Origin of the sequence: Enterococcus sp. DIV1279b (assembly GCF_050531515.1) — a bacterium.
GTDB lineage: Bacteria > Bacillota > Bacilli > Lactobacillales > Enterococcaceae > Enterococcus_D > Enterococcus_D casseliflavus.
In genome coordinates this window covers 3,140,927-3,166,474 of record NZ_CP172891.1, presented here as the reverse complement: position 1 = coordinate 3,166,474, position 25,548 = coordinate 3,140,927, and the positions used below count along the sequence as shown (strand labels likewise).

Genomic DNA, 25,548 nt, shown 5'->3' with positions numbered 1-25,548 from the left:
CAGCCTAGGAGGATCCATTTGAAATTTAAAGATCTAGAATTATCCAACGAATTATTGACTTCTGTTGAGCGTGCCGGCTTTGAAGAAGCAACACCCATCCAAGAAGCAACGATTCCATTAGCCTTAGCAGGCAAAGACGTGATCGGTCAAGCACAGACCGGTACTGGTAAAACCGCCGCATTTGGTTTGCCAATGTTAGAAAAAATCGACCCAGCGAACCATCAACTACAAGGATTAGTGATTGCCCCAACCCGTGAATTAGCGATCCAAACCCAAGAAGAATTGTATCGTCTTGGTAAAGACAAAAAAATTCGCGTTCAAGCAGTTTACGGTGGAGCCGATATCGGCCGTCAAATCCGTCAATTAAAAGATCGTCCCCATATCGTAGTTGGTACGCCAGGACGTATGTTAGACCATATCAACCGCCACACCTTAAAATTAGGTACGGTTGAAACGCTTGTATTAGATGAAGCAGACGAAATGTTGAACATGGGCTTCTTGGAAGATATTGAAAAAATCATCAGCCAAGTGCCAGATGTTCGTCAAACGTTGCTATTTTCAGCAACAATGCCGCCAGCAATCAAAAATATCGGCGTGAAATTCATGAAAGAGCCTGAACATGTTCAAATCAAAGCCAAAGAAATGACCGCTGATTTGATTGATCAATACTATGTTCGCTCAAAAGATTACGAAAAATTCGATGTCATGACTCGTTTGTTGGATGTGCAATCACCTGAATTGACGATCGTTTTCGGTCGTACGAAACGTCGCGTTGATGAATTGGCACGTGGTTTAGAAGCCCGTGGCTACAAAGCTGAAGGCATTCACGGGGACCTTTCTCAACAAAAACGGATGAGCGTTTTGCGTTCATTTAAGAGTGGTCAATTAGATATCTTAGTTGCCACAGACGTAGCAGCTCGCGGATTAGATATTTCTGGTGTTACACACGTTTACAACTACGATATCCCTCAAGATCCTGAAAGCTATGTTCACCGGATCGGACGTACAGGTCGTGCCGGAAAAGGCGGAATGTCAGTGACTTTCGTTACACCAAACGAAATGAGCTACTTGCATGTCATTGAAAACTTAACGAAAAAACGGATGACACCAATGCGCCCACCAACCGAAAAAGAAGCATTTAAAGGTCAATTAGGTGCCGCAATCGAAGCCGTTGAAACAAAATTGGATGAAAATGGTTTGGATAAATACTTGCAAGCAGCCGACGATCTTTTGGAACGTTATTCTGCACAAGATTTAGCAGCACTGCTTCTAAAAACAATGGCGAAAGATCCAGCTGATTTAGAACCAGTCAAAATCACACCAGAACGCCCATTACCTCAAGGAAAAAAATCATTCAATAAAAACGGACGTCGCAGCAATAACAGCAATGGCGGCAATCGTAACCGTAAAGAAAACGGTGGGAACCGTGGCGGCGGCAACGGCAATAAAGCCCGTGGTAACTATTCAAAAGATGGTGCCCGTAAAAACAATCGCCGTAGCAACGACAAAAAACGCGGTTTCGTAATCAGAAATAACCAAGACTAATTAAGTTTGTGGACCTTGTAAGGAAACTTGCAAGGTCTTTTTTATATAAAAAACAAATATGAGCGATTGAAAATCTTAATCTCCGTATAAACTCGTCAGATTTGAATGGTAATTCGCCATTTTTTTGGTAGAATGGTAACTAGCTGAACAAGGGGTATTTCCAATTTGGAAAACCCTATCTTAGGTGAAGGTAGAGAAAAGAATGATCAAAGGAATCGGGATCGATGCAGTCGAGCTGCCTCGAATGAAAGAATTAATTGAAAAAAAACCTCAGTTTATAACGCGTATTTTAACAGAGAAGGAAGCAAAATTATTTGCACGTTTGCCTCTGAAACGTCAGGTAGAGTTCCTTGGTGGGCGCTATGCCTGCAAAGAAGCGTTCTCGAAAGCTTGGGGGACAGGGATCGGCAAAGTTTCTTTTCATGATATTGAAGTCTTGACCAATGAATTCGGTGCACCGATCGTTACTAAAGCACCGCATCCTTTAGAAAAAACGTTTGTCAGTATCACCCATACAAATGATACTGCTTTTGCACAAATTATTTTAGAAGTACTAGATAGTGAATAAACCAAGTTGAAGTAGTCTGTCAGTCAAGAAGACTTTGATACTTCATGGACGAACAGCCGACTACATAAAACCAACTTAATTTGTTCATCTGATCAAGCACTAGTAGAAAGAAGGAACTGGAAATGGTGGTTGCTTACCATAGACCAACGAAAGCGATAATTGATACAACTGCGATTACCGAAAACATCAAACATGAGATTGCTCACTTACCAAGCGAGACATTTCTTTTTGCGGTGGTCAAAGCGAATGGTTACGGACACGGAGCGGTTCAAACCGCTCTTGCAGCCAAAGAAGGCGGCGCAGATGGTTTTTGCGTTGCGACGATCGATGAAGCGATCGAATTGAGAGAAGCAGGGATCACTGACCCGATTTTGATCTTAGGTGTCGTGAACGTGTGTGATATTTCCTTGCTGACGACCTATGATTTGTCATTTCCAGTCGCTTCGATGGACTGGTTGATAGAAGCAGGCGCTTATTTAGAGGAGAACCCTCTAAATAAGCCGCTTAAAGTGCATATCAAGGTGGATACTGGTATGGGGAGAATCGGCTTTTTGACTGCCGAAGAAGTGCGCCAAGCCGTTCTTTGGTTAGAAGATCACCCCTCTTTTGATTGGGAAGGAATCTTTACCCATTTCTCCACAGCCGATCAAGCTGATACAACTTATTGGGAAACACAGCACCAGCGGTTTAAAGAAGTCTTAACTGTTTTGCCTTATTTGCCGACATATATACATACAGGCAATAGCGCGACCTCCTTGTGGCACAAAGAGGCCGTTGGGAATATGGTCCGTTTTGGGATCGCGATGTATGGATTGAATCCGTCAGGTCATGCATTGAAGGAACCATTTTCCTTAAAACCAGCCCTTTCACTTGTTTCTGAACTGATCCAAGTGAAATTACTTGAAAAAGGAGCGGGGATTGGCTATGGTGAGACATATATCACGCCCCGTCAGGAATGGATCGGCACTGTGCCTATCGGTTATGCGGATGGCTGGTTACGAAAAATGCAAGGCTTCTCACTCTTAGTAGAAGGCGAACCTTGTGAAATCGTCGGTCGGGTGTGTATGGATCAACTGATGATTCGTTTGCCGCGAGCATTTGCTGTCGGTACAACGGTCACGTTGATTGGTGAGAATCATGGGAAACGAATTACGATGCAGGATGTTGCAGACCAGTTAGAAACGATTCACTATGAAGTAGCGTGCACCCTCTCAGCAAGGGTTCCGCGAGAATATAAAAGTTAGGGTGGTCCTATGGTAAAAAGGGGAGATATTTATTTTGCCGATCTTTCACCAGTCGTTGGATCGGAGCAAGGCGGAATACGACCGGTCTTGATCATTCAAAATGACTTGGGCAATCACTTCAGTCCCACCGTGATCATTGCGGCGATCACGGCAAAAATGGCGAAGCCGAAATTACCAACCCACATTGGAATTTCCGCTTCTTGCACAGGGATTGGCAAAGACTCCGTCATTTTGATGGAACAGATCCGCACGATCGACAAAAGTCGGTTGAAAGAAAAAGTTTGTCATTTAGACGATAAAGTGATGTGTGAAGTCGATGCTGCTTTGATGATCAGTATTGGTGTGGAGCCGACCTTTGCTACATCAACGATCGAGGTGTAAAACAAGCAATGGGGTATGTAGTATTAATAGTAGTTGTCATTTTATTGATTCTCTTTACTTATAAACATATTCGCCGTTTTCTTTCAGAAACCAAAAAGCGCAACGAAACCATGGAACAAGGGTATTACCTTGTCAGTCATACATATGAAGAAAAGCGGGAACAGACACATTATTACGGCGTTTTTCAGCAGGGAGACAAAGAGCTGATACTAGAAATGTCGTTACAACTTTATTTGCAACTGCAGCCGCCGCAACGGGGCATGTTGACTGCCAAAGAAGGCAAAGTACTTTCTTTTGAAATGTGATCATGTAATGAAAGTAACGCGCACCAGGAAACAGCCCCCTCATGAAAACAAGCAGGAAAGAGCCGCTCCGTTTCGTACATCGGAGCAGGTTCTGCCACTGCTTGTTTTTTTCATGCAGGTCTTTGTGAGAGGTTTCCTATGGATTCAGATTCAATGAATGGAAGAAAGAGCATCTTCAAAAAAGAGGAATACCACAAAAGCGTGCGGCTAGAATGCTTTGAAGATCAGGTAATGTACGGTTGCTTTTCACAAAGAATTCAGTTATAGTATGTAGCGACTAGTTTGAAAAGAGGGAAAAAAGTGAACCCATCGATTTATGGACTTACCAAATCAGATCTATCTTTGTGGATAACTGAACAAAATGAAAAGAAATTCCGTGCCAACCAAGTGTGGGAGTGGCTCTATGAAAAACGAGTAACCAGCTTTGAAGAAATGACCAACCTACCGAAACCTTTGATTGAGAAACTGTCGGCAGCCTTTGTGATCAATCCTCTGAAACAGATGGTGGTACAAGAAGCCAGTGACGGAACCGTCAAGTATTTATTCCAATTGCCAGACAATCACATGATTGAAACGGTCTTGATGCGTCAAGAATATGGCATGTCCGTTTGTGTGACGACCCAAGTCGGCTGCAACATCGGCTGTACGTTTTGTGCCAGTGGGTTATTAAAGAAGCAACGAGACTTAACGGCAGGCGAGATCGTGGCTCAAATCATGTTAGTACAACACTATTTTGATGAACGCAATGAGGGGGAACGAGTCTCTCACGTGGTGGTCATGGGGATCGGCGAACCCTTTGATAACTATGACAATGTGATGCATTTCTTACAGATCATCAATGACCCGAAAGGCTTAGCGATCGGCGCGCGGCATATTACTGTGTCAACCAGCGGCTTAGCGCATAAAATTAGAGAGTTTGCGGAGAACGGCTTGCAAGTGAACCTAGCGATTTCGCTGCATGCCCCAAATAACGAAGTCAGAACCTCCATGATGCGGATCAATCGGAGTTTCCCGATTGAAAAGCTGATGGCAGCAGTCGATTATTATTTAGAAAAAACCAATCGTCGGATCACGTTTGAGTACATCATGCTGGATCATGTCAATGACCGGCCAGAACATGCCCGTCAGTTGGCAGCTTTATTGAAGGATAAAAAGAAATTGTCCTACGTCAACTTGATCCCATATAACCCAGTGAATGAACATGACCAATACGCTCGAAGTAAAAAAGCGGATGTGTTAGCCTTTTATGACATTTTAAAGAAAAACGGCATCAATTGCGTGATTCGTAAAGAACATGGGACAGATATCGACGCAGCTTGCGGACAGCTGCGAAGCAAACAAATGAAAAAAGAAGCCTCCGCTTCTTAAACGTAAAAAGCAAAAGAAGGACTGCACAAGCGCAGTTCTTCTTTTTGTTATTTACTATCAAAGTAATTAAAAAACACATTAAAGAAAGCGTATTCCTCGAAAGAAAATTCAAAAAACATTGTTTTACAAGAAAAAAATAGATTATACTAAAAGCTGGTATCCATTAAAAATAACTTATCGTGAAAGGATGATTTGATGGAATGGATTAAATTAATTGGTATTCTAGTTATTTTAGTCGGCTTTTTGCTGAAGCTAGATACTATTGCTGTCGTAATCGTTGCTGGTTTTGTCACCGCGCTTGTGTCGGGGATTTCTGTTGTTGATTTTTTAACAATGTTAGGAGAAGCGTTTGTCAATAATCGACTCGTTACATTGTTCTTACTGACACTACCGATGGTCGGCTTGTCAGAACGTTTTGGCTTGAAGCAGCAGGCAGTCATATTGATTGAAAAGATCAAAGGCTTAACACCAGGGAAGTTCTTGAGCTTGTACTTGTTTATTCGAGAACTTGCTGGCTTTTTCTCTATTCGGATCCAAGGACATACACAATTTATCCGCCCGATCGTTAACCCGATGGCGCAAGCTGCTGGGGAAAACAAATTTGGGGAACTGGATGAAAAAGATCAGGAAAAAATCAAAGCTCGGGCTGCCGCTAACGAAAACTTCGGGAATTTCTTTGCGCAAAATACCTTCGTGGCTGCTTCTGGTGTGCTATTGATCGTAGGAACATTGCAATCTCTTGGCTACGATGTGGCAGCTAGTTCGATCGCGCAAGCCTCATTGCCGATCGCATTGATCGTCTTAGTCATTGCTACATTGTCGAACCTGCTCTTTGATCGTAAATTAGCAAAAAAATATGGCAAGAAGGAGGACAAATAGATGGAAGGAATCGTTAACGGATTACTGGAATTCTTTTATATCTTGATCGGATTGCTGTCGATCATGACGGCTGTACGGGTTTTTCGTGAAGCGGATCATCCCACCCGATTAGGCACTTCTGCCTTTTGGTTACTGCTAGGGGTCGTCTTTGCTTTCGGGAATTTCTTGCCGTATCTTGTGGACGGGATTTTGATCGTTTTGATGGGCTGTTTGACCTTCTTCAAACAAGTACAGATCGGTAAAATCGTGGACGTGGATGATGAAAAAGCAGAAGCATCGGCTAAACGGATCGGTAGTACGATCTTCGTGCCATGTATCAGTTTAGCATTGATCGCTGTAGTGATTTCTTATACGCCATTAGGGGGCCAAGTTGGGATCGGGATCGCATCGATCTTAGCACTCTTGTTGGCAGTCGTGTTGACTTCCGCTAAACCAAAAACAGTGCTAGACGATTCCGATCGAATGCTTCGTCAAGTCGGAACTGCCGGTATCTTGCCGCAGTTATTAGCAGCATTAGGTGTCATTTTTAACGCTGCTGGTGTCGGTGATGTGATTTCTCAAGGAATCTCTGGTGTCGTGCCAGAAGGCAATCGTTTTATCGGTGTCGTGGCTTACTGTTTAGGAATGATGATCTTTACTATGATTATGGGAAATGGTTTTGCGGCATTTACCGTTATTACTGCAGGCATCGGTGTACCTTTTGTGATGGCGCAAGGCGGCGACCCAGTCGTTGCTGGTGCATTGGCAATGACCGCTGGTTTTTGTGGCACATTGCTGACTCCGATGGCAGCCAATTTCAATGCACTGCCAGTGGCCTTGTTAGAGATGAAAGACCCCAATGGTGTCATTAAAGCACAAGCCCCAATTGCTTTATTATTGTTAGTGATCCACATCGCTTTAATGTACTTTTGGGCATTTTAGTGGTAAAACAAAGAGGGAAGGATGATGGAAATGAAACTATTAATTACTGGATTTGATCCATTTGGCGGAGAAGCAATCAATCCTGCCTTAGAAGCAGTGAAATTACTGCCAGATACAATTCATGGTGCACAGATCGTGAAAGCAGAGATCCCCACTGTATTTGGGAAATCAGCAGCGATCGTCGCAGAGAAAATTGAAGAGATCCACCCAGATGTCGTTTTAAACATTGGCCAAGCGGGTGGACGGTTTGCCATCTCACCAGAACGAGTGGCGATCAATGTGGATGATGCCCGGATTCCTGATAACGAAGGCAATCAACCCGTCGATGAAGCGATCCAAACAGAAGGGAAGCCTGCTTACTTCACACAACTGCCGATCAAAGCAATGGTAGAAAACATGAAAAAAGCAGGAATACCTGCAGCCGTTTCTAATACTGCTGGAACCTTCGTCTGCAACCACATCATGTATCAAGTACAATACATGATCGATACAAAATACCCTGAAATGAAGGGTGGTTTTATCCACGTACCGTTTATTCCTCAGCAAGTCGTCGATAAAGCAGGACAGCCTGCAATGAGCATCGAAGACATCGCCAAAGGATTGACTGCAGCGGTGGAAGCCATCGTTGATTATGCCGACAAAGAAGATCTAAAAGCAATTGGCGGCGCGATCCATTAATCATTAAAGAGGACATCCTTTCGGGGATGAAACAAATGTCTTTAAGGCGAGAAGACCTGATCAGCAAGCATGCGATCAGGTCTTTTTTTGGCCTGTTTTGATAAAAATCATTGGCGATTTCTGTATGTTTACCCTTCTATCAGACATTTCTCATTTTGACGGATCAAATGAAAAAGAAAGACAGAAAACGAATGTAATTTACATTTAACCATGTTTTTTTATTATTTTTTTTGCTTTGTTTCTTATAAATAAAGAAAGGAAAAATAGCATTTAACGAATGTTTGATGAGAGTAAGGTAAGTAAATACCAAGAAAACTTTCTGCCAGAGGTGTTTTTTATCGAAAAAAGGATTGCTTTTTTAATAATTATTAATTAAAATCTTATCTAACTTCAGAAATCGCATGATTATTCTGAAAATTAATTCAATTAAGGGGTAGGACAGGATGAAGAATAAATGGGCCTATGGTTTAGTGGCTGTGTGTGGCGTGGCGTTAGCCGGTTGTACAACGGGCGGAACAAGTAGTTCAAGCAATGACACAGCAGCAAGCGGCGACAGCAGTGCAGAACAAGTGTTTAACGTAGTGGTTTCACAAGAAATGCCAAGTGCGGATCTCTCATTAGCAACCGATACGATCAGCTTCAGTGCATTGAACAATGTATATGAAGGACTGTATCGTTTGGATGCTGACAGTACACCACAACCTGCTGGTGCAGCTGAAGCAGCTGAAGTCAGCGAGGATGGACTGACTTACAAGATCAAATTACGTGAAGATGCGAAATGGTCAAATGGTGACCCTGTTACAGCAGCAGATTACGTCTATGGTTGGCAACGGACAGTCAAACCTGAAACAGCATCAGAATACGCGTATCTATTTTCACCAGTTAAGAACGCAGATGCCATCACAGCAGGCGATACGGATCCATCAGAGCTAGGCATCAAAGCAGTGGGGGATTATGAATTAGAAATCACCCTAGCAAAAGCAACACCTTACTTTGACTACTTATTAGCATTCCCATCCTTCTTCCCACAAAATCAAAAAGTGGTAGAAGAAAATGGTGATCAATATGCGTCAACTAGCGACAATGCTGTCTATAATGGACCGTTTGTCTTGACTGGGTTTGATGGACCAGGAACGGATACGGAATGGGCTTATGAAAAGAACGACCAATATTGGGACAAAGATACTGTTAAATTACAAACGATCAACGTAAGCGTCGTGAAAGAATCCTCAACTGCCTTGAACCTTTTCCAAGATGGTCAAGCAGATGATGTCATCCTAACAGGTGAATTAGCGCAACAAATGGCTAACGATGAAGCCTTCGTTTCTCAACCAGAAGCAACGACTTCTTACCTAGAATTGAACCAACGTGATGAAGATTCACCTTTCCGTAACGAAAACTTACGTAAAGCGATCTCTTATGCGATCGACCGTGATGCCTTAGTGACATCGATCTTAGGGGATGGTTCGATTGCTTCAACTGGGTTGGTACCAGAAGGTATGACCTTCAGCCCTGGCGATCATACGGACTTCACGGAAGCAGCTGGCAGCGTCATTGAATACAATGAAGAGCAAGCCAAAGAACATTGGGAAAAAGCAAAAGAAGCATTAGGGATCGATTCATTAGAATTTGATATCTTAGCTTCTGATACAGACTCAACGAAGAAAATCATTGAGTACTTGCAAGATACGATCGAAAAAACATTGGACGGTGTGAAAGTCACGTTAAGTCCAGTACCATTCTCTGTTCGTTTGGATCGTTCAAACGCTGGTGATTTTGATACAGTAATGGGCGGTTGGGGTGCTGACTATGCCGATGCAAGTAGCTTTACTGACTTGTTTACGACAGGCAACTCATACAACCGTGGGCAATGGAGCAACGAAGAATACGATGCAGCAGTTGAAGCAGCGGGTACGACCAATGCCAATGACCCTGACAAACGTTGGGAAGATCTAGTCAATGCAGAAAAAATCATTATGAATGAACAAGGTGTCATTCCAGTTTATCAAAAAGCGGAAGCACACTTACGTGCAACAAAAGTCAAAGGTGTTGTTGCTCACGCAGCGGGCGCACAATACGACTACAAGTGGACATCAATCGAATAATCACGAGTAGTTGACTTGAAATGCCGAAGAAAAGGCTGGGACAATTTCTTGTCTCAGCCTTTTGCTTCTCATTTCAATGAGTAAAACTATAAGAATGAAATTAACTAGTAGCAATCATTAAAAAGAGCAATGAAAGGAATAACAAGAAGACACCAGGCCATAACCAAAAGGCGTAGCTCTGTTTGCCGACTTGGGATAATTTCAGATAATCTGTTTTATTTTTGGAAAAAGCTTTCTTCATGGAGTATTGAAAATGGTCAAAGAAACCAGAAGCAAATACCCATAAAAAACCGCCAATGATCAAAAAGAACAGCGCCCACAAGAAAAGGGCATCTGAAAGAGCTGCTATGGAAAATTCATTTTTTATGGCTAACCATCCGCCAGAAATTGCGAGGCATAGGAGGGGTATGAGCCCACTACTTTTTTTTATTTTCATGATCTGACTCCTTTTTAATGATTCGTACTATGTTAATTTACATAATTATTGAATAGAAGTCAAAATACTTAAGGGGGAAACTGCGTGAACAGCTTTTTGAAATATTTATTGAAACGAGTGTTCTACATGGTCTTAACATTATGGCTGATTGCCACGATCACCTTTTTCTTGATGCAATTTTTGCCAGGAACACCATATACGAATGCTGAAAAATTAAGTCCAGAACAAATTGCCTTGCTAAATGAGCAAGCAGGATTGGACAAACCGATCATTACCCAATATTGGCTTTATTTGACCAATTTACTAAAAGGTGACTTTGGGATCTCTTTCCAATTTAAAAACCAGCCAGTAGCGAATTTATTATCAGGAAGAATCGGACCTTCACTGCAACTAGGGCTACAAGCGATCATCTTTGGTACGTTCTTTGGGATCATTTTAGGAACGATCTCTGCGATGAAACAAAATACTTGGATCGATACAACGTCTACCTTAGTGGCGATCTTAGGACGTTCGATCCCTAACTTTGTCTTTGCCGTGTTGCTGCAATACATTTTTGCCATCAAACTAGGGATCTTACCGATTGCTAAGTGGGAGACTTTTGCCAGCACGATCCTACCGACCGTCGCCTTGGCGATGTCGCCATTAGCGGATTCCGCCAGGTTTATTCGAACCGAGATGGTGGAAGTGCTGCATAGTGATTATGTCGAGTTGGCACGAGCAAAAGGGTTAAGCCGCTGGGAAATTGCCTTCAAGCATGGTTTGCGGAATAGTTTGATTCCGTTATTAACGCTGTTAGGGCCGCTAGCTGTCGGTTTGATGACGGGTTCTCTTGTCGTAGAAAATATTTTTGCGATCCCAGGTATCGGTGAACAGTTCGTAAAATCAATCATGACCAATGACTATCCAACGATCATGGCGGTAACAATTCTTTATTCCGCAATGTTGGTCTTTGTTATTCTTGTTGTTGATATTTTATATGGAATCGTTGATCCGCGGATCCGAGTTTCAGAAGGGAGTCGTGGCTAATGGCAGAGAAACCTTACACAGCAAATGATGTTGCTGCCATCGATGCAGCCAAATTTCAACCGTTACAAAAAAATACCAATGAAGAGCGTGAAGCGATCGCAACCCCTTCATTAACGTTTTTCCAAGATTCATGGCGTCGTTTGAAAAAGAACAAAGCCGCGGTCTTCTCAATCATTTTGTTGCTGATCATTATCGCGATCTCAATCATTACGATTTTTGTCTCGCCACATGATCCAACTGCGCAAAATGTGACCTTTACAAATCTGCCGCCGAAAATTCCTGGTATCAACATCAATGGCTTAAACGGCTATGCGATGGTGGGAGGCGAGCTAGTAGATAAGTATGCAGCTGCCAATGTTCCTGACGGGACGTATTTCCTTTTAGGAACGGATGGCTTGGGGCGTGACCTATTGAGTCGTCTATTTGTAGGAACACGTATTTCCTTGTTGATCGCGTTTATCGCGGCAATGCTTGACATTATCTTTGGTGTAACCTATGGCCTGATCTCTGGTCTTTTAGGTGGACGGATCGATAATGTGATGCAACGTTTTCTAGAAATCTTATCTGGTATTCCCAACTTAGTGGTAATGATCTTGATGTTGGTGGTTTTTGAACCTGGGATCTTCTCGATCGTGGCAGCAATGGCGATCACTAACTGGATTCCAATGGCGCGGATCGTACGGGCCCAAACGATGAAACTAAAAGATCAAGAATTCGTTTTAGCCGCAACGACGCTGGGGGAAAGTCGCCTCAAGATTGCGATGAAACACGTATTACCGAATATTTCCAGCGTGATCATCGTACAAATGATGTTCAGTATCCCCTCGGCGATTTTCTTCGAGGCCTTCCTAAGCTTTATTGGGCTAGGATTAAAACCACCTTCAGCATCTTTAGGGATGTTACTAAGCGATGGCTACAAAACCTTCTTGTTCCTGCCTTACCAAATGTGGGTACCAGCTGTGACCTTGTCTGTGATTATGATTGGGTTCAACTTGCTGGCAGACGGTTTGCGTGATGCCTTTGATCCGAAAATGAAAGAGTGATTGCTATGAAAAAAGTCTTAGAAGTGAAAAACTTAGAAATTTCTTTTGACACCTTTGCTGGGAAAGTCCAAGCGATCCGCGATGTCAGTTTCGATCTATACAAAGGAGAAACCTTGGCGATCGTGGGCGAATCTGGGAGCGGCAAGTCCGTGACGACCCGCAGTATCATGGGGTTGTTAGCCAGCAATGCCAATGTCGATAATGGCCAGATCCTCTTCAATGGGACGGACATTTTGAAAAAATCCGAAAAAGAACTGCAAAAAATCCGTGGCAAGGAAATCGCCATGATTTTCCAAGATCCAATGACTTCATTGGACCCAACGATGCCGATTGGCAAGCAAGTAGCAGAATCATTGATGAAGCACAACAAAATCAGTAAAAAAGAAGGCTTGCGACAAGCGTTGGAACTATTGAACCTTGTCGGCATCCCGAATGCTGAGAAACGCTTGAAAAATTATCCGCATCAATTTTCTGGTGGTCAGCGGCAGCGGATCGTCATTGCGATCGCGTTGATCTGTTACCCGCAGATCTTGATTGCAGATGAACCAACGACTGCATTGGATGTAACGATCCAAGCACAAATCTTAGAGTTATTAAAAGATATCCAGAAGAAAATCAATTCGTCCATCGTCTTCATTACCCATGACTTAGGGGTCGTTGCCAATGTGGCGGATCGGGTGGCCGTGATGTACGGTGGGAAAATCGTCGAAGTGGGGACCGCAGAAGAGATCTTCTATAACCCACAACATCCATACACTTGGGGCTTGTTAGGTTCGATGCCGACGTTAGAAGGAACAGGCGATCGCTTGTACGCGATTCCTGGTTCACCTCCAGATTTGTTAGATCCGCCAACAGGTGATGCTTTTTATCCACGGAACGAGTTTGCCTTGCAGATCGATGCTGAACAGCAACCGCCATTCTTTGACGTCTCACCGACGCACAAAGCGGCCACTTGGCTGTTAGCGCCACAAGCACCGAAAGTGACTCCGCCGGATGAGATCTTGATTCGCTGGAAAAAATTCCAAGAAAAAAATACTCAGGCATCTGTCTAAAGGAGGAGAAACGGTTGGAAAAAGTTTTACTTGAAGTAAAGAATCTCAAACAATATTTTAACGTTGGCCGCAAAGACGAAGTCAAAGCCGTCGATGATATCTCCTTCCAAATCTATGAAGGGGAAACCTTTGGTCTAGTCGGTGAATCCGGAAGCGGAAAATCGACTACTGGACGGACAGTGATTCGTTTGAATAACCCTACCGGAGGCGAAGTTCTTTTTGATGGACAAGATGTTATGAAAATCAAAGGCAAGAAACCACTGGCTGATTTTCGTCGAGAAGTTCAAATGGTCTTCCAAGATCCTTATGCTTCCTTGAATCCACGGATGAAAGTTCGGGACATTATTGCCGAAGGGATCGATATCAACGGACTAGCCAAAAATGAAAAAGAACGCAATGATCGGGTGGATGAACTTTTGCGAACCGTCGGACTAAACCCAAGTCACGGGACCCGTTATCCTCATGAATTTTCAGGTGGACAACGTCAGCGGATCGGGATCGCCCGCGCGTTAGCTGTCGATCCAAAATTCATCATCTGTGATGAACCGATCTCGGCATTGGATGTTTCGATCCAAGCCCAAGTCGTCAACTTGTTGCAAGATCTGCAAGAAGAACATAAATTGACGTACTTGTTTATCGCCCATGATTTATCGATGGTCAAACACATCAGCGATCGGATCGGCGTGATGCACAACGGCAAACTGCTAGAAGTAGGCACCAGCGATGAAATCTATCATTACGGGGTCCATCCGTATACTGAAAGTCTTTTATCAGCGATTCCGCTGCCAGATCCTGACCATGAGCGTCAACGCAAACGGATCAAATACGTCAGCGAACCAAACGATAACCAAGAGCGAGCAATGGAAGAGATCGCACCAGGACATTTCGTTTATGCCACGAAAAAAGAAGCCAAGATCTATCAAGAAAAGTTAGCACAAAAAAAGGGGAACTAGCGTCAAAGGTATAGGGAGTGTTAGGAGGAGATGAAACTGGGTGTTTTAAAAGCATACAAATTTCGGATCTATCCTAATGGACAGCAAAGACAGTTTTTCATCGAAACCTTCGGCTGTGTACGTTTTACGTACAATCAACTGCTGGAGGCAAAGATGGAGGAGCTGGCCAACAATGAAGCAAAGCAAGGGTTGACGCCAGCCAAACTAAAAAAGGAGTATCCTTTTTTGAAGGAGACCGATAGTTTGGCATTGGCGAATGCACAACGGAATCTGGACCGAGCGTTTCGAAATTACTTTCAAAAGCGGGCTGGCTTTCCAAAAATGAAAACCAAAAAAAGTATCTGGCAATCGTATACCACCAATAATCAGCAGCACACCATTTATTTTGAAGACGATCAAATCAAGCTGCCAAAGCTTAAAACATTGGTTCCCGTAAAAAAGCATCGGGCGATCAAAGGGAAGATCAAATCGGCAACGATCTCAGCAAAAAACAACGAAGAGTTTTACATCTCGATCCTTTGCTTGGAAGAGATCCCGCCATTGCCGAAGCAGCAAGCCTCTGTCGCTGTTGTTTATGATCCGCAGCAGTTGGTCAAAGCCAACCAGCCGATACCCATCACCTGTGAACATGCCATCCAAACGAAGCAAAAGCTGACGCGAGCAGAACGCAAGCTTCAGGTGAAAGCGACGGCGGTCAAACGGAAAAAAATCCTTTTGACCCAGGCGCGAAATTATCAGAAGCTAAAAGGAAAGGTCGCTCGCCTTTATCGTTTTCACTGCTGTCAAAAGCGGGAATTCATCGATCAAGTCAGCTACCATCTCGTAAAACAGTACGATACGATCTATTTGGAACAAATCGCAGAAGATACGGTTTTAAAAGCTGGTCATTACAGCATCAGTGATTGGCATCAATTCGTTCGCAAAATCCAGTACAAAGCGCAGTGGTACGGCAAAGAACTGCAGTTTGTCACGTTGGATACGCAGGACCAACAGAAGCTAGAACGGCTCTCAGGCGAAATGAGCAGCTGAGCCGCTTGAACTGGAAGGAACGCCAGGGATCGCCTAGGGTATAGAAAAAATCTTTCTGATTTTTGTTTCTAGGAACCACGTTCACTAATTATGATTAACCAGCAACCCCCTGCCAAACTATGGTCTGACAGGGGGTTGTATTTTTTTACATTTTGTCACCTAAAAATGCGTCATTTAAGCGATAGATCTTTGAGGGACGCCCGATGCCGACGGGCTTTTCGCCAACTTCCGTAAAATATTGGAGCATGGATTTTTTAAAGTTGGAATGATCGATCATTTTAAAATCGATCCCTAAAAACTTGGCGAATACTTTACGGGCTTCCGTGATCGTAAAGTCTTTGCCTAACACGAGCAGCACTTGTGGCTCGTGTTCCATCTTGTTGGCAACCCGTTTGAAAGCTTTGAGGATGATCGCGCTGTGGTCAAAAGCCAACGTATCTTTTCCAACAGAGGCGCCAGTCACTAGGTCAAGAATGATCTCGATCTCGCCGCTGGTCAAATAAATTTGATTGGCTTTTCTTTCTAAAGAGAACCAGCGTACTTGGTTCGCATCGTCACCGGCACTTAAGGGTTCTTCACCGATAAAAGCCAAATAGCTGACGGTGATCACCCAACCGCGAGGATCGCGATCTGGGGTGCTGAAGGTATGCAGCTGTTCGATGTTTTGTTTGGAGATGGTGACCCCGATCTCTTCTTGCGTCTCACGGATCACACTTTGCCCCGTCGATTCATTGGGATTGACGAAGCCTCCCGGCAATGCCCAAGAATTACGGAAAGGGTGGCCTTTTCTTTGGATCAGCGCAATTTTTAATTGTTCTTCTTCTTTGTTGTAACACATCAAAACCATATCGACGGTTACGGAAGGTTTCTCGTATTTCGGCTGATCTTGCGCCTGATACCATGTAAGAAACTCTGCTTCTGACGCTTCTTTTTCATAGTAGTGTTTTTCAGCTGATTTTGAGGTAAATTCTTTCATTGGTTTCTCCTGCCTTAGATAAAGTAAGTAGCTGAACGCGACGGTTTTCCTTAACGGAAAAAATAAGGAACGATCAAATTAAGGAAAAATAATACGAGATAAAGCCAAGAAGACGGCGGGTGTTCCTTGAGTGCTGAATAGCCCCAAAGAGCGATCCAGAGCAAAAAAAGCACACGGAGGACTGCCATCGCTGTTGCAAAGAGCGCAGCATAATCATGGCTATTGAAGTACGCAAACAAAAAGGGGTAACTTGTGGTTGAAAAAAGCAAGTGTCCCACAGAAAGCACAGTTAAAAGCAAAAAATGCTGTTTGTTTTTTCGAGTCATAGCGTTCCTTTCTATAAGTGAAGTCTTCCTCATTATAGCAAAAGAAGCACCTGTTAATCAAAGCCCGTCTGCAAGAAGCTTTTTCAGATCCTTTTTCTCAAAAAAAGCAATAAATGACTAGAAATGCTGCTGAAAAGGCACGAAATAGGTATACTAGAGGAAAGAAGGCGAGCCGCAGAGAATTCTTTCGAGAGGGGGAAAAGAGGTGAAGACGATCAAGTTTCTCGTTTTTCTATTGCTGTTGTTGATCATTAGTGGCTGTACCCGTTTCCGTCAGCTGCAAGAGCAGCCGACGGATTTGATGGTTGGGCAAAGTGTCAATCGAGTCCCTGCCGATACGTTTATGGGGCCCCCATTCCCTCAACAAGCAACCCTTCGTCTGGAAGTGGAAACCAGCACAGCAACATCCGGACGCTTCAAACTGTACAATCATTCCGATCAGAGGGTGATCTACGACAACTATTTTGCAGTGGATGTTTTCGAGGGGGATGAATGGCGGGAACTCCTTTTTAAAGAAGACGTGGTTTTTCAAGACATCGGTCTTTATGCCTCTGTCCACAGTCAAACAACTTTACTAATCAATTGGCCGGAGTATTTTGGCACCTTGCCGAAAGGAACCTATCGCTTGATCAAAGAAGTGACCATTGAAGAAGAGGGACCACAAACGCTGATGATAGAATTTATGATCGAATAATCGCTAGTTGCCGCTTGGAAGACACAAAACGATCAGAAAAAAGAAGCAACTCCCTCACTAGCACTCTTTGTATCTAAGCAAGATTCTTCCCCTAGAACATTGAAGTGAACGGCTATCTGCGCTATGATAACTAGTAGAAAAGAAATGCTCAAATCTGCTGGTTTATTTGCTGCGTGTTAAGGACCAAAACGATTCCTTTGTTCCTTGTAGACCATGGAAAAAGGTCTTAGGTTATCCGCTTTTTTGATTAAAATTATAGCATTTTTGGGTTGCGAACTGTATACTACCTAAGTATACACTTTACTAGTGAAAAGGAGGACTTGCGTCCATGGCTGAAAAAGAAACATTCTATATTACGACGCCAATTTATTATCCAAGCGGCAAACTGCATATCGGGAATTCTTACACGACGATCGCTTGTGATGCGGTAGCACGATACAAACGATTGATGGGCTTTGATGTCTTTTATTTGACGGGTGTCGATGAGCACGGTCAAAAAATTGAGAAAAAAGCAGAAGAACTTGGCGTAGATCCGCAAGAATACGTCGATAAAATGGCAGCTGACGTCAAGAAACTATGGAACACACTAGACATCAGTTACGATAAATTTATCCGCACAACGGATGATTACCATAAAAAAGCCGTTCAAAAAATCTTCCAGCAATTGCTTGATCAAGGAGATATCTATCTTGGTGAATATGAAGGGTGGTATTCCGTTTCTGATGAAGAATACTTTACTGAAACGCAATTAGCAGAAGTTTACCGAGATGAAGAGGGCAAAGTCATCGGCGGTAAAGCGCCAAGCGGTCATGAGGTAGAATTGGTGAAGGAATCTTCTTATTTCTTCCGCATGAGCAAATATGCCGATCGTTTGGTTGAATACTATGATGAGCACCCCGAGTTCATTCAACCAGAATCACGTAAAAATGAAATGCTGAATAATTTCATCAAACCAGGCTTAGAAGACCTGGCTGTTTCCAGAACGACCTTTAAATGGGGCATCCCAGTCACTGCTAGTCCTGAACACGTGGTGTATGTGTGGATCGATGCGTTATCCAACTATATTACGGCATTAGGCTATGGCTCAGACGACGATTCCTTGTTCCAAAAATACTGGCCAGCTGACGTGCATATGGTTGGGAAAGAAATCGTGCGTTTCCATACAATCTATTGGCCAATCATGCTGATGGCATTAGACTTGCCATTGCCGAAAAAAATCTTTGGTCATGGCTGGTTGATGATGAAAGACGGCAAGATGTCGAAATCTAAAGGCAATGTCGTTTATCCAGAAATGTTAGTGGAGCGCTACAGTTTAGATGCGTTGCGTTATTATCTATTACGGGCGGTTCCTTTTGGTAGCGATGGTGTATTTACACCAGAAGATTTCGTTTCTCGTTTGAACTACGATCTAGCCAATGACTTAGGCAACCTGTTGAATCGGACGATCGCTATGATCAATAAATATTGTGATGGCTTAGTCCCAGATTATGCCTCAAAAGTGACGCCTTTTGATAGCGAGCTGTCAACGACTGCGGCCAATGTGGTTGGTCGTTACCATGAAGCCATGGATAAAATGGAATTCAGTACGGCATTGTCAGAAGTTTGGACATTGATCTCCCGTGCCAACAAATACATTGACGAAACTCAACCATGGGTATTAGCCAAAGAAGAAGAAAAGCGTGCTGAATTAAACAGTGTAATGGTTCATTTAGCGGAAAGCTTACGCATCGTTGCGATCTTATTGCAACCGGTGATGACAGAAACACCAGCCAATATTTTCCAACAATTAGGATTGGCTTCTGTTGCCATGGATCTGAAAGATTTACGCTTTGGTGAATTTCCAAGCGGTACGAAAGTCGTTGCCAAAGGCACACCGATTTTCCCTCGTTTGGAACTTGAAACAGAAGTAGCCTACATCCAAAAGAAAATGGCTGAAGGGACGCAAAGTCCAGAAGAAACAGTCAAATGGAATCCAGAAGAAACCACATTGCAATCCGAAAAAGCCGAGATCAAATACGAAGACTTTGACAAGATCGAATTAAAAGTGGCAGAAGTCGTTGACTGTCAAAAAGTCAAAGGCGCCGACAAGTTGCTGCAATTCCGCTTAGCTGCGGGAGATGATCAAGATCGTCAAATTTTATCGGGGATCGCTGAATTTTATCCAGAACCGCAAGATTTGATCGGTAAAAAAGTCGTGATCGTTGCTAACTTGAAACCGCGGAAAATGCGGGGACAAGTCAGCCAAGGAATGATCCTTTCAGCAGAAGACAATGACGGTCGTCTGCAAATCGTGGAAGCACCAAAAGGCATGCCAAACGGCTCGATCATCGCCTGATTCATAGGAGAAATCCTTCTGCTAGTTTCAGCAAAAATAAAATTGCCAGACCTGAAAAGTTTTTGTATAATGTAGGTTATTGACATGAACATGAGGGAGTAATTGGCGGATTTTATCTGCGGCAGTATCACCATCCTGAAAGAAATTTCTGGTGCTGTCTTAAACAGTGAGACTTATGTATGCTTAGACAGTGCATACATAAGTCTATTTTTTTTCATATCATGTACAATAAAGGAAGAGTAAATATAAAAGGAGGAGAAACATGTCAGAAGAAAACAAAAAGGAACAGCTATCGCAGGCGTTTTATGCGCAAGAAGCGCAGCATGTTCTGGAAGAAATGCAAACAGATGCCAATGGATTAACGAACGATGAAGCACAAAAACGCTTATCTGAGTACGGTCCCAACGAATTAGAAGAAGGCAAAAAGAAATCGATGGTACAAAAATTCTTTGAACAATTCAAAGATTTGATGATCATTGTTTTGCTAGCGGCGGCGATTATCTCAGCAGTCGTTTCCCATGAAGTCGTGGACTCAATTATTATTTTAGCAGTTGTCATTATCAACGCGATCATGGGTGTCGTTCAAGAGGCGAAGGCGGAGCAGGCGATCGAAGCACTAAGAGAAATGTCTACACCAAATGCCAATGTGTTGCGTAATGGTCATACCGTCACCATCAAGAGCGATGAATTGGTGCCGGGGGATATTGTCCTATTAGAAGCTGGCGATGTCGTACCGGCAGATTTACGCCTTTTAGAAGCAAGTTCTTTAAAAATTGAAGAAGCTGCTTTGACCGGTGAGTCCGTACCAGTCGAAAAAGAATTGACCGTCATCGAAGGGACGGATGTCGGGATCGGCGATCGCGTCAATATGGCATATTCAAACAGTAATGTGACCTATGGACGCGGCAAAGGGGTCGTGGTCAATACAGGGATGGGAACTGAAGTTGGGAAAATCGCTGGCATGCTGGCTAGCGCCCAAGAAACCGAAACACCATTGAAGCGTAACTTAAATGAATTAGGAAAATTCCTGACGATCGCCATCATTATCATTGCAGTGATCATGTTCTTTGTTGGAACGATCTTTAACAATACGTCATGGGTCGACATGCTATTGACGTCGATCTCATTAGCAGTAGCGGCGATCCCAGAAGGGCTACCAGCGATCGTAACGATCATCTTAGCCTTAGGTACGCAAGTAATGGCGAAACGAAATGCAGTGATCCGTAAATTGCCAGCGGTTGAAACCCTTGGGGCAACCGATATTATCGCTTCTGATAAAACTGGTACGTTGACGTTGAATCAAATGACCGTGGAAAAATTGTATGTCAATGACAAGCAACATGCTGCTTCAGAAGATATTCCGTTAGACAACATGGCATTAAAAGTCATGAACTTTGCCAATGATACAAAATTTGGTGAAGAAGGCAACTTGATCGGTGATCCGACTGAGACCGCATTGGTGCAATTCGGGATGGATCAAGGATTCCATGTGCGAGATCTTGTCAATCAAGAACCACGGGTAGCAGATCTGCCATTTGATTCTGACCGAAAACTTATGAGTACGATCCACCAACAAGAAGACGGTCGCTATTTAGTTGCTGTCAAAGGCGCACCAGATGTCTTGCTAGGCAGAACCTCAAAAGTACTACTGGACGGCCAAGAGCTGCCGATGACCAATGAAGAAAAAGAAAAAATCTTATTCAACAATACCGATATGGCAAAACAAGCACTGCGGGTATTGGGGATGGCCTACAAATATGTAGACCAAGTACCAGAAAACTTAGAATCAGAAATCGTCGAAAATGATTTGGTCTTTGCTGGCTTAGTCGGAATGATCGACCCAGAACGGGCAGAAGCAGCCGATGCGGTACGTTTAGCCAAAGAAGCTGGGATTCGTCCAATCATGATCACCGGAGACCACCGCGATACAGCTGAAGCCATTGCGGGACGTTTAGGGATCATCAAACCGGGCGATGATGATGCCGTCTTGACTGGCGCTGAACTCAATAAAATGAGCGAAGAAGAGTTTGCCCAAAAGGTAGCGAACTACTCAGTCTATGCACGGGTATCACCTGAACATAAAGTTCGGATCGTCAAAGCTTGGCAACAAGAAGGCAAAGTCGTTGCCATGACTGGTGACGGGGTCAACGATGCACCGTCACTGAAGCAAGCCGATATTGGTGTCGGCATGGGGATCACAGGTACCGAAGTTTCTAAAGGTGCTTCCGATATGGTCCTAGCAGATGACAACTTCGCTACGATCGTCGTAGCAGTGGAAGAAGGACGAAAAGTCTTCTCCAATATTCAAAAAGCGATTCAATACTTGCTAGCCGCTAACCTAGGGGAAGTTTTGACCTTGTTCTTAGCAACCTTGTGGGGTTGGGACTCGCTATTGCCGATCCACTTGCTTTGGATCAACCTAGTAACGGATACATTCCCAGCAATTGCTTTAGGAATGGAGCCTGCTGAAAAAGATCTAATGAAACATGCACCGCGGGGACGCAGTTCCAACTTCTTCTCTGGTGGTGTGATGAGCAGTATCATCTACCAAGGGATCTTAGAAGCGGCAACCGTGCTGTTCGTTTATTGGTCAGCGATCCAATGGCCCGTTCACAATACGTACGATGCGATCCATGCCGATGCCTTAACGATGGCCTTTGCCACGTTAGGATTGATGCAGTTGTTCCATGCCTTCAACGTCAAATCGATCCATCAGTCGCTCTTTAAAGTAGGGGCATTTAGAAACAAAGCCTTCAACTGGGCGATCCTGTTGTCCTTTGCGTTGATGCTGGTGATCTTCATCGTGCCAGGATTAAATGATATCTTCCGTGTTGCACACCTTGACTTGTATCAATGGGGCATCGTTTTAGGCGCCTCCTTTGCGATCATTCCAGTCGTTGAGATCGTCAAAGCGATCCAACGAGCAATGGGACGCAAATAAGCCAAAAATAAACGGAAAATCAATCAATGGTCTGCTGTCCTTCTCCCTGGGCAGCAGGCCTTTTTTTGCTGGCTTATTTTCGATAAACCCTGCGGCTGTTACTTGACCTTTTCATTTGCAGTAAGAAACGGTAAAATAGGAGATAATAACAAAGAAAGTAGGGGACCCACTGTGCGACCAAACTTAGGTTTTTATGTACAAACAATCAACGATCTTGTCAAAGAAACAGAAGCGATCGGGGAGAAAATGAATCCCAATTATGAAGAGATCCGCAAAGCGATCGACGAGAAGAAAGAAGCCGAGGTAACACCTGAGCGGCTAGCTGAGATTACTAGAATTTTTAAAGAAGGCACGGACAAATACCGCTTGATGCTGGAAAAAATCAGCAAATTGCGTCCCCCAGCGAATGTAATGGGGATCCATAAAAAATTTGAACGGGCGTATATGAAATATGTTGCTGGCTGTGATGAGATGATTTTGAGTCTCGATAACAAAATCGACCAAGAGGCCTTTGATGCGGCAGAAGCCAAACAAGATGAAGCAACCGACGAAATTTCTTTTGCCATTCAACGGATGACGGCTTTATTGTTAAAAAAATGATAAACATTCAAGTTAAACAAGAGTTATTTAATTTAACTGTTATGTTTTTCACATGTAAAGTTTTTTTATCGGAGGTATAATGAATTCACAACCAACAACCTTTTTATTTTTCATTTTACTCCTTTTGCCATCAGGACTAACCAACCTGATGGTTTTTTTGTGTTTCAAGTGTTTTTTTATGAAACGTTTCCAGCGATAACGGGTTTAGTTTGTGAATAAAATATAAAGGAAAAGCAGCAGGGGGTACTGAACTTGCGCTTTTTTGCCGATCAATGCTATACTTAGGGCACTATTAAACGAAATGAGGGATCCTCCATTGAAAAATTAACCAATTTGTTGAAAGCTGCATGAAACTGTTCCTCCAAGGGGATAGTCTGCAGATTTTCAGGATTGGTTGACTTTTTCGATGGGGGATCTTTTTGTGTACCTCTAAAAACTGATTCTGAAAATAGCTTTAGGTCTACTCTATTCCGTGAATAGAGACGAGGTATATTTATGTCGAATATCAGTATTAATCATTTAACTTTTGGCTTTGACAGCCAAGAACGGTTGCTTTTTGAGGATGCCAACTTGAACCTTGATACACAATGGAAATTAGGGTTGATTGGCAGAAATGGTCGCGGCAAAACGACCTTGCTGCGTCTGCTGCTCAATGAATTGCCTTATAGCGGCTCGATCACCCATGAGCAGCAATTCGTTTATTTTCCCTTAACCGTCGCTGACGATCAGCAACTGACGCTTTTTGTTTTACAGGAATCTGGCGAATTTGAGCAGTGGCGTTTGGAACGGGAATTGAACCTGCTGCAGCTTGATCCAGAAGTTCTTTGGCGGCCCTTTGCCACTTTATCTGGCGGCGAGCAAACGAAAGTCCTGTTGGCGCGGTTGTTCGTTGATGAAGAGAATTTTCCTTTGATCGATGAACCAACCAACCATTTGGATGTGACCGCTCGCGAACATGTTGCCCGCTATTTGCAGCAAAAAACCGGGTTTATCGTTGTGAGCCATGATCGACAGTTTGTCGATGACGTCGTCGATCATGTATTGGCGATCGAAAAAAGCCGCTTGGTGCTGTACAAAGGGAATTATTCAGTCTATGAGCTGCAAAAGCAGCAAAAAGATGCGTATGAGCAAGAACAAAACAGCAAGTTGAAAAAAGAAATCGGTCGTTTGAAGCAGACGGCAGCCGAGAAAGCGGAGTGGTCCCGAGGACGCGAACGGGACAAATTAGGGTCGCCGACCAAAAAAGGCAGCGGGGCAATCTATGATACGGGGGCGATCGGTGCCCGAGCGGCACGGACCATGAAGCGCTCGAAAGCGATCGTTAAACGGATGGAAGATCAAATTCAAGACAAGTCTGCGTTGTTAAAAGACATTGAGTGGATTGATCCTCTGAAAATGACTCCGCTTGTTAGCCATCATGATGTGTTGCTGGAAGCAGAGCATTTTCAGCTCGGCTATGAGCAGCCTTTGTTTAAACCGCTGACGTTTGCGATCCGTCAAAAAGAGCGCTTGGGGATTCAAGGGGCCAACGGATCTGGCAAGTCCAGTTTGATTGCGAGTATTTTAGGTACTTTCGATGGACAGCAGACAGGGACGATCAAAACAGCCCATGGGATCACCATCAGTTATGTCCGACAAAACTACGAGGACAACTGTGGGATGCTGACAGAATTTGCCCAAGAGCATGGCTTGAATTATCAAGATCTGCTAAATAATTTAAAAAAGCTTGGCTTGGAAAGAGCTGTCTTTCAAACGCCGATCCAGCAAATGAGCATGGGGCAGCGTAAACGCGTGGAACTAGCCAAATCATTAGCGACACCAGCAGAATTGTTTATCTGGGATGAACCGCTAAATTATTTGGACGTCTTCAATCAGAAGCAATTAGAGGAAGTGATCCATTTGGTGGAGCCTTCTATGCTGATCATTGAACACGACCGTTATTTTCTTGAGCAAGTTTCAACGAAATTGCTGACGCTGACGGGTGACTGAGGCGAAGGAGAGAATGAAAAAGGATGATTGTTTTTTTAATAATCATCCTTTTTTTGTTATTTTAAAAGAAGAAATACTGATGGTCTTAGTAAACAATTACTAAAGGTGCTTTTGGACAAAAAGTCGCGTAAAAATAGTGTTAACATCAATGGAT

23 protein-coding genes are annotated in these 25,548 nt (G+C 43.5%); 20 read left to right on the top strand and 3 right to left on the bottom strand.

Going from position 1 to position 25,548, the window contains the following annotated elements; genetic code table 11:
• Positions 1-18: 18 nt before the first annotated feature.
• The 10 genes from cshA (at position 19) to IGI71_RS14925 (ending at position 9,994) form a co-directional block, all read left to right on the top strand.
• On the top strand, positions 19-1,545 hold the full coding sequence (gene cshA / locus IGI71_RS14970) for a degradosome RNA helicase CshA (protein ID WP_121260677.1): 1,527 nt from the start codon (positions 19-21) through the stop codon (positions 1,543-1,545).
• 202 nt (positions 1,546-1,747) lie between these two features.
• Positions 1,748-2,113: a holo-ACP synthase gene (gene acpS, locus IGI71_RS14965; RefSeq protein WP_015510424.1), complete on the top strand. Its 366-nt coding sequence runs from the start codon at positions 1,748-1,750 to the stop codon at positions 2,111-2,113.
• Between the two features lie 122 nt (positions 2,114-2,235).
• Positions 2,236-3,357, top strand: a complete 1,122-nt coding sequence (alr, locus tag IGI71_RS14960; protein WP_121260679.1) for an alanine racemase — start codon at positions 2,236-2,238, stop codon at positions 3,355-3,357.
• Positions 3,358-3,366: 9 nt separating this feature from the next.
• The gene (locus IGI71_RS14955) at positions 3,367-3,738 is read left to right on the top strand and encodes a type II toxin-antitoxin system PemK/MazF family toxin (protein WP_005227961.1); all 372 of its coding nucleotides are present in this window, start codon (positions 3,367-3,369) and stop codon (positions 3,736-3,738) included.
• 8 nt (positions 3,739-3,746) lie between these two features.
• A complete protein-coding gene (locus IGI71_RS14950; protein ID WP_121260681.1) occupies positions 3,747-4,043 on the top strand; it encodes a hypothetical protein in 297 nt (98 codons plus the stop codon).
• 300 nt (positions 4,044-4,343) lie between these two features.
• Complete coding sequence (gene rlmN, locus IGI71_RS14945; RefSeq protein ID WP_275853967.1) at positions 4,344-5,411, top strand: 23S rRNA (adenine(2503)-C(2))-methyltransferase RlmN; 1,068 nt, start codon at positions 4,344-4,346, stop codon at positions 5,409-5,411.
• Between the two features lie 195 nt (positions 5,412-5,606).
• Positions 5,607-6,290: a DUF969 domain-containing protein gene (locus IGI71_RS14940; protein WP_010749105.1), complete on the top strand. Its 684-nt coding sequence runs from the start codon at positions 5,607-5,609 to the stop codon at positions 6,288-6,290.
• Entirely contained in the window at positions 6,291-7,211 is a 921-nt protein-coding gene (locus IGI71_RS14935) for a DUF979 domain-containing protein (RefSeq protein WP_005233677.1), read from the top strand. It begins immediately after the preceding gene.
• A gap of 30 nt (positions 7,212-7,241) precedes the next feature.
• A complete protein-coding gene (gene pcp, locus IGI71_RS14930) occupies positions 7,242-7,889 on the top strand; it encodes a pyroglutamyl-peptidase I (protein ID WP_005227979.1) in 648 nt (215 codons plus the stop codon).
• Positions 7,890-8,332: 443 nt separating this feature from the next.
• Positions 8,333-9,994 (top strand): peptide ABC transporter substrate-binding protein, encoded by a 1,662-nt coding sequence (locus IGI71_RS14925; RefSeq protein WP_333718767.1) that lies wholly within the window; start codon positions 8,333-8,335, stop codon positions 9,992-9,994.
• 100 nt (positions 9,995-10,094) lie between these two features.
• On the opposite strand, the gene IGI71_RS14920 is transcribed toward IGI71_RS14925, so the two are convergent.
• A complete protein-coding gene (locus IGI71_RS14920) occupies positions 10,095-10,430 on the bottom strand; it encodes a DUF3899 domain-containing protein (protein WP_005227990.1) in 336 nt (111 codons plus the stop codon).
• 84 nt (positions 10,431-10,514) lie between these two features.
• On the opposite strand from IGI71_RS14920, the gene opp3b reads away from it, so the two are divergent.
• From opp3b to IGI71_RS14895, 5 genes are read left to right on the top strand one after another with little or no spacing between them, the layout of a single operon-like run.
• A complete protein-coding gene (opp3b, locus tag IGI71_RS14915; RefSeq protein WP_005227991.1) occupies positions 10,515-11,456 on the top strand; it encodes an oligopeptide ABC transporter permease in 942 nt (313 codons plus the stop codon).
• Positions 11,456-12,499, top strand: a complete 1,044-nt coding sequence (locus tag IGI71_RS14910) for an ABC transporter permease (RefSeq protein WP_005227994.1) — start codon at positions 11,456-11,458, stop codon at positions 12,497-12,499. The genes opp3b and IGI71_RS14910 overlap by 1 nt, the downstream gene beginning before the upstream one ends.
• Positions 12,499-13,551, top strand: coding sequence for an ABC transporter ATP-binding protein (locus tag IGI71_RS14905; RefSeq protein WP_216593164.1), 1,053 nt, complete (start codon positions 12,499-12,501; stop codon positions 13,549-13,551). Before IGI71_RS14910 ends, IGI71_RS14905 begins: the two co-directional genes overlap by 1 nt.
• Positions 13,552-13,565: 14 nt before the next feature.
• Complete coding sequence (locus IGI71_RS14900) at positions 13,566-14,504, top strand: ABC transporter ATP-binding protein (protein ID WP_005227998.1); 939 nt, start codon at positions 13,566-13,568, stop codon at positions 14,502-14,504.
• Between the two features lie 30 nt (positions 14,505-14,534).
• Positions 14,535-15,533: an RNA-guided endonuclease TnpB family protein gene (locus IGI71_RS14895; protein ID WP_430615867.1), complete on the top strand. Its 999-nt coding sequence runs from the start codon at positions 14,535-14,537 to the stop codon at positions 15,531-15,533.
• Between the two features lie 145 nt (positions 15,534-15,678).
• Here the strand turns inward: IGI71_RS14895 and IGI71_RS14890 are convergent, their stop codons facing one another.
• Positions 15,679-16,509, bottom strand: coding sequence for an NUDIX domain-containing protein (locus IGI71_RS14890; protein ID WP_005228002.1), 831 nt, complete (start codon positions 16,507-16,509; stop codon positions 15,679-15,681).
• Positions 16,510-16,559: 50 nt separating this feature from the next.
• Positions 16,560-16,835: a hypothetical protein gene (locus tag IGI71_RS14885; RefSeq protein WP_430615865.1), complete on the bottom strand. Its 276-nt coding sequence runs from the start codon at positions 16,833-16,835 to the stop codon at positions 16,560-16,562.
• A 205-nt stretch (positions 16,836-17,040) separates the two neighbouring features.
• Between IGI71_RS14885 and IGI71_RS14880 the strand changes: the two genes are divergently transcribed.
• The 5 genes from IGI71_RS14880 (at position 17,041) to abc-f (ending at position 25,394) form a co-directional block, all read left to right on the top strand.
• Positions 17,041-17,529 (top strand): immunoglobulin-like domain-containing protein, encoded by a 489-nt coding sequence (locus tag IGI71_RS14880; RefSeq protein WP_333718764.1) that lies wholly within the window; start codon positions 17,041-17,043, stop codon positions 17,527-17,529.
• A 328-nt stretch (positions 17,530-17,857) separates the two neighbouring features.
• Positions 17,858-19,864 carry a methionine--tRNA ligase gene (metG, locus tag IGI71_RS14875; protein WP_005228005.1) on the top strand — a complete coding sequence of 669 codons (2,007 nt, stop codon included), beginning with the start codon at positions 17,858-17,860 and terminating at the stop codon, positions 19,862-19,864.
• Positions 19,865-20,126: 262 nt separating this feature from the next.
• Entirely contained in the window at positions 20,127-22,805 is a 2,679-nt protein-coding gene (locus IGI71_RS14870; RefSeq protein ID WP_005228006.1) for a cation-translocating P-type ATPase, read from the top strand.
• Between the two features lie 171 nt (positions 22,806-22,976).
• A complete protein-coding gene (locus IGI71_RS14865; protein WP_005228008.1) occupies positions 22,977-23,405 on the top strand; it encodes a hypothetical protein in 429 nt (142 codons plus the stop codon).
• A 495-nt stretch (positions 23,406-23,900) separates the two neighbouring features.
• Positions 23,901-25,394, top strand: coding sequence for a ribosomal protection-like ABC-F family protein (gene abc-f / locus IGI71_RS14860; protein WP_086295758.1), 1,494 nt, complete (start codon positions 23,901-23,903; stop codon positions 25,392-25,394).
• Positions 25,395-25,548: the final 154 nt, after the last annotated feature.

Excerpts from the sequence above, each read along its gene's own strand:
- acpS (WP_015510424.1), top strand. The coding sequence starts at position 1,748 with ATGATCAAAGGAATCGGGATCGATGCAGTCGAGCTGCCTCGAATGAAA.
- alr (WP_121260679.1), top strand. The coding sequence starts at position 2,236 with ATGGTGGTTGCTTACCATAGACCAACGAAAGCGATAATTGATACAACT.
- IGI71_RS14955 (WP_005227961.1), top strand. The coding sequence starts at position 3,367 with ATGGTAAAAAGGGGAGATATTTATTTTGCCGATCTTTCACCAGTCGTT.
- IGI71_RS14950 (WP_121260681.1), top strand. The coding sequence starts at position 3,747 with ATGGGGTATGTAGTATTAATAGTAGTTGTCATTTTATTGATTCTCTTT.
- IGI71_RS14940 (WP_010749105.1), top strand. The coding sequence starts at position 5,607 with ATGGAATGGATTAAATTAATTGGTATTCTAGTTATTTTAGTCGGCTTT.
- IGI71_RS14935 (WP_005233677.1), top strand. The coding sequence starts at position 6,291 with ATGGAAGGAATCGTTAACGGATTACTGGAATTCTTTTATATCTTGATC.
- pcp (WP_005227979.1), top strand. The coding sequence starts at position 7,242 with ATGAAACTATTAATTACTGGATTTGATCCATTTGGCGGAGAAGCAATC.
- IGI71_RS14925 (WP_333718767.1), top strand. The coding sequence starts at position 8,333 with ATGAAGAATAAATGGGCCTATGGTTTAGTGGCTGTGTGTGGCGTGGCG.
- IGI71_RS14920 (WP_005227990.1), bottom strand. The coding sequence starts at position 10,430 with ATGAAAATAAAAAAAAGTAGTGGGCTCATACCCCTCCTATGCCTCGCA.
- IGI71_RS14910 (WP_005227994.1), top strand. The coding sequence starts at position 11,456 with ATGGCAGAGAAACCTTACACAGCAAATGATGTTGCTGCCATCGATGCA.
- IGI71_RS14895 (WP_430615867.1), top strand. The coding sequence starts at position 14,535 with ATGAAACTGGGTGTTTTAAAAGCATACAAATTTCGGATCTATCCTAAT.
- IGI71_RS14890 (WP_005228002.1), bottom strand. The coding sequence starts at position 16,509 with ATGAAAGAATTTACCTCAAAATCAGCTGAAAAACACTACTATGAAAAA.
- IGI71_RS14885 (WP_430615865.1), bottom strand. The coding sequence starts at position 16,835 with ATGACTCGAAAAAACAAACAGCATTTTTTGCTTTTAACTGTGCTTTCT.
- metG (WP_005228005.1), top strand. The coding sequence starts at position 17,858 with ATGGCTGAAAAAGAAACATTCTATATTACGACGCCAATTTATTATCCA.
- IGI71_RS14870 (WP_005228006.1), top strand. The coding sequence starts at position 20,127 with ATGTCAGAAGAAAACAAAAAGGAACAGCTATCGCAGGCGTTTTATGCG.
- abc-f (WP_086295758.1), top strand. The coding sequence starts at position 23,901 with ATGTCGAATATCAGTATTAATCATTTAACTTTTGGCTTTGACAGCCAA.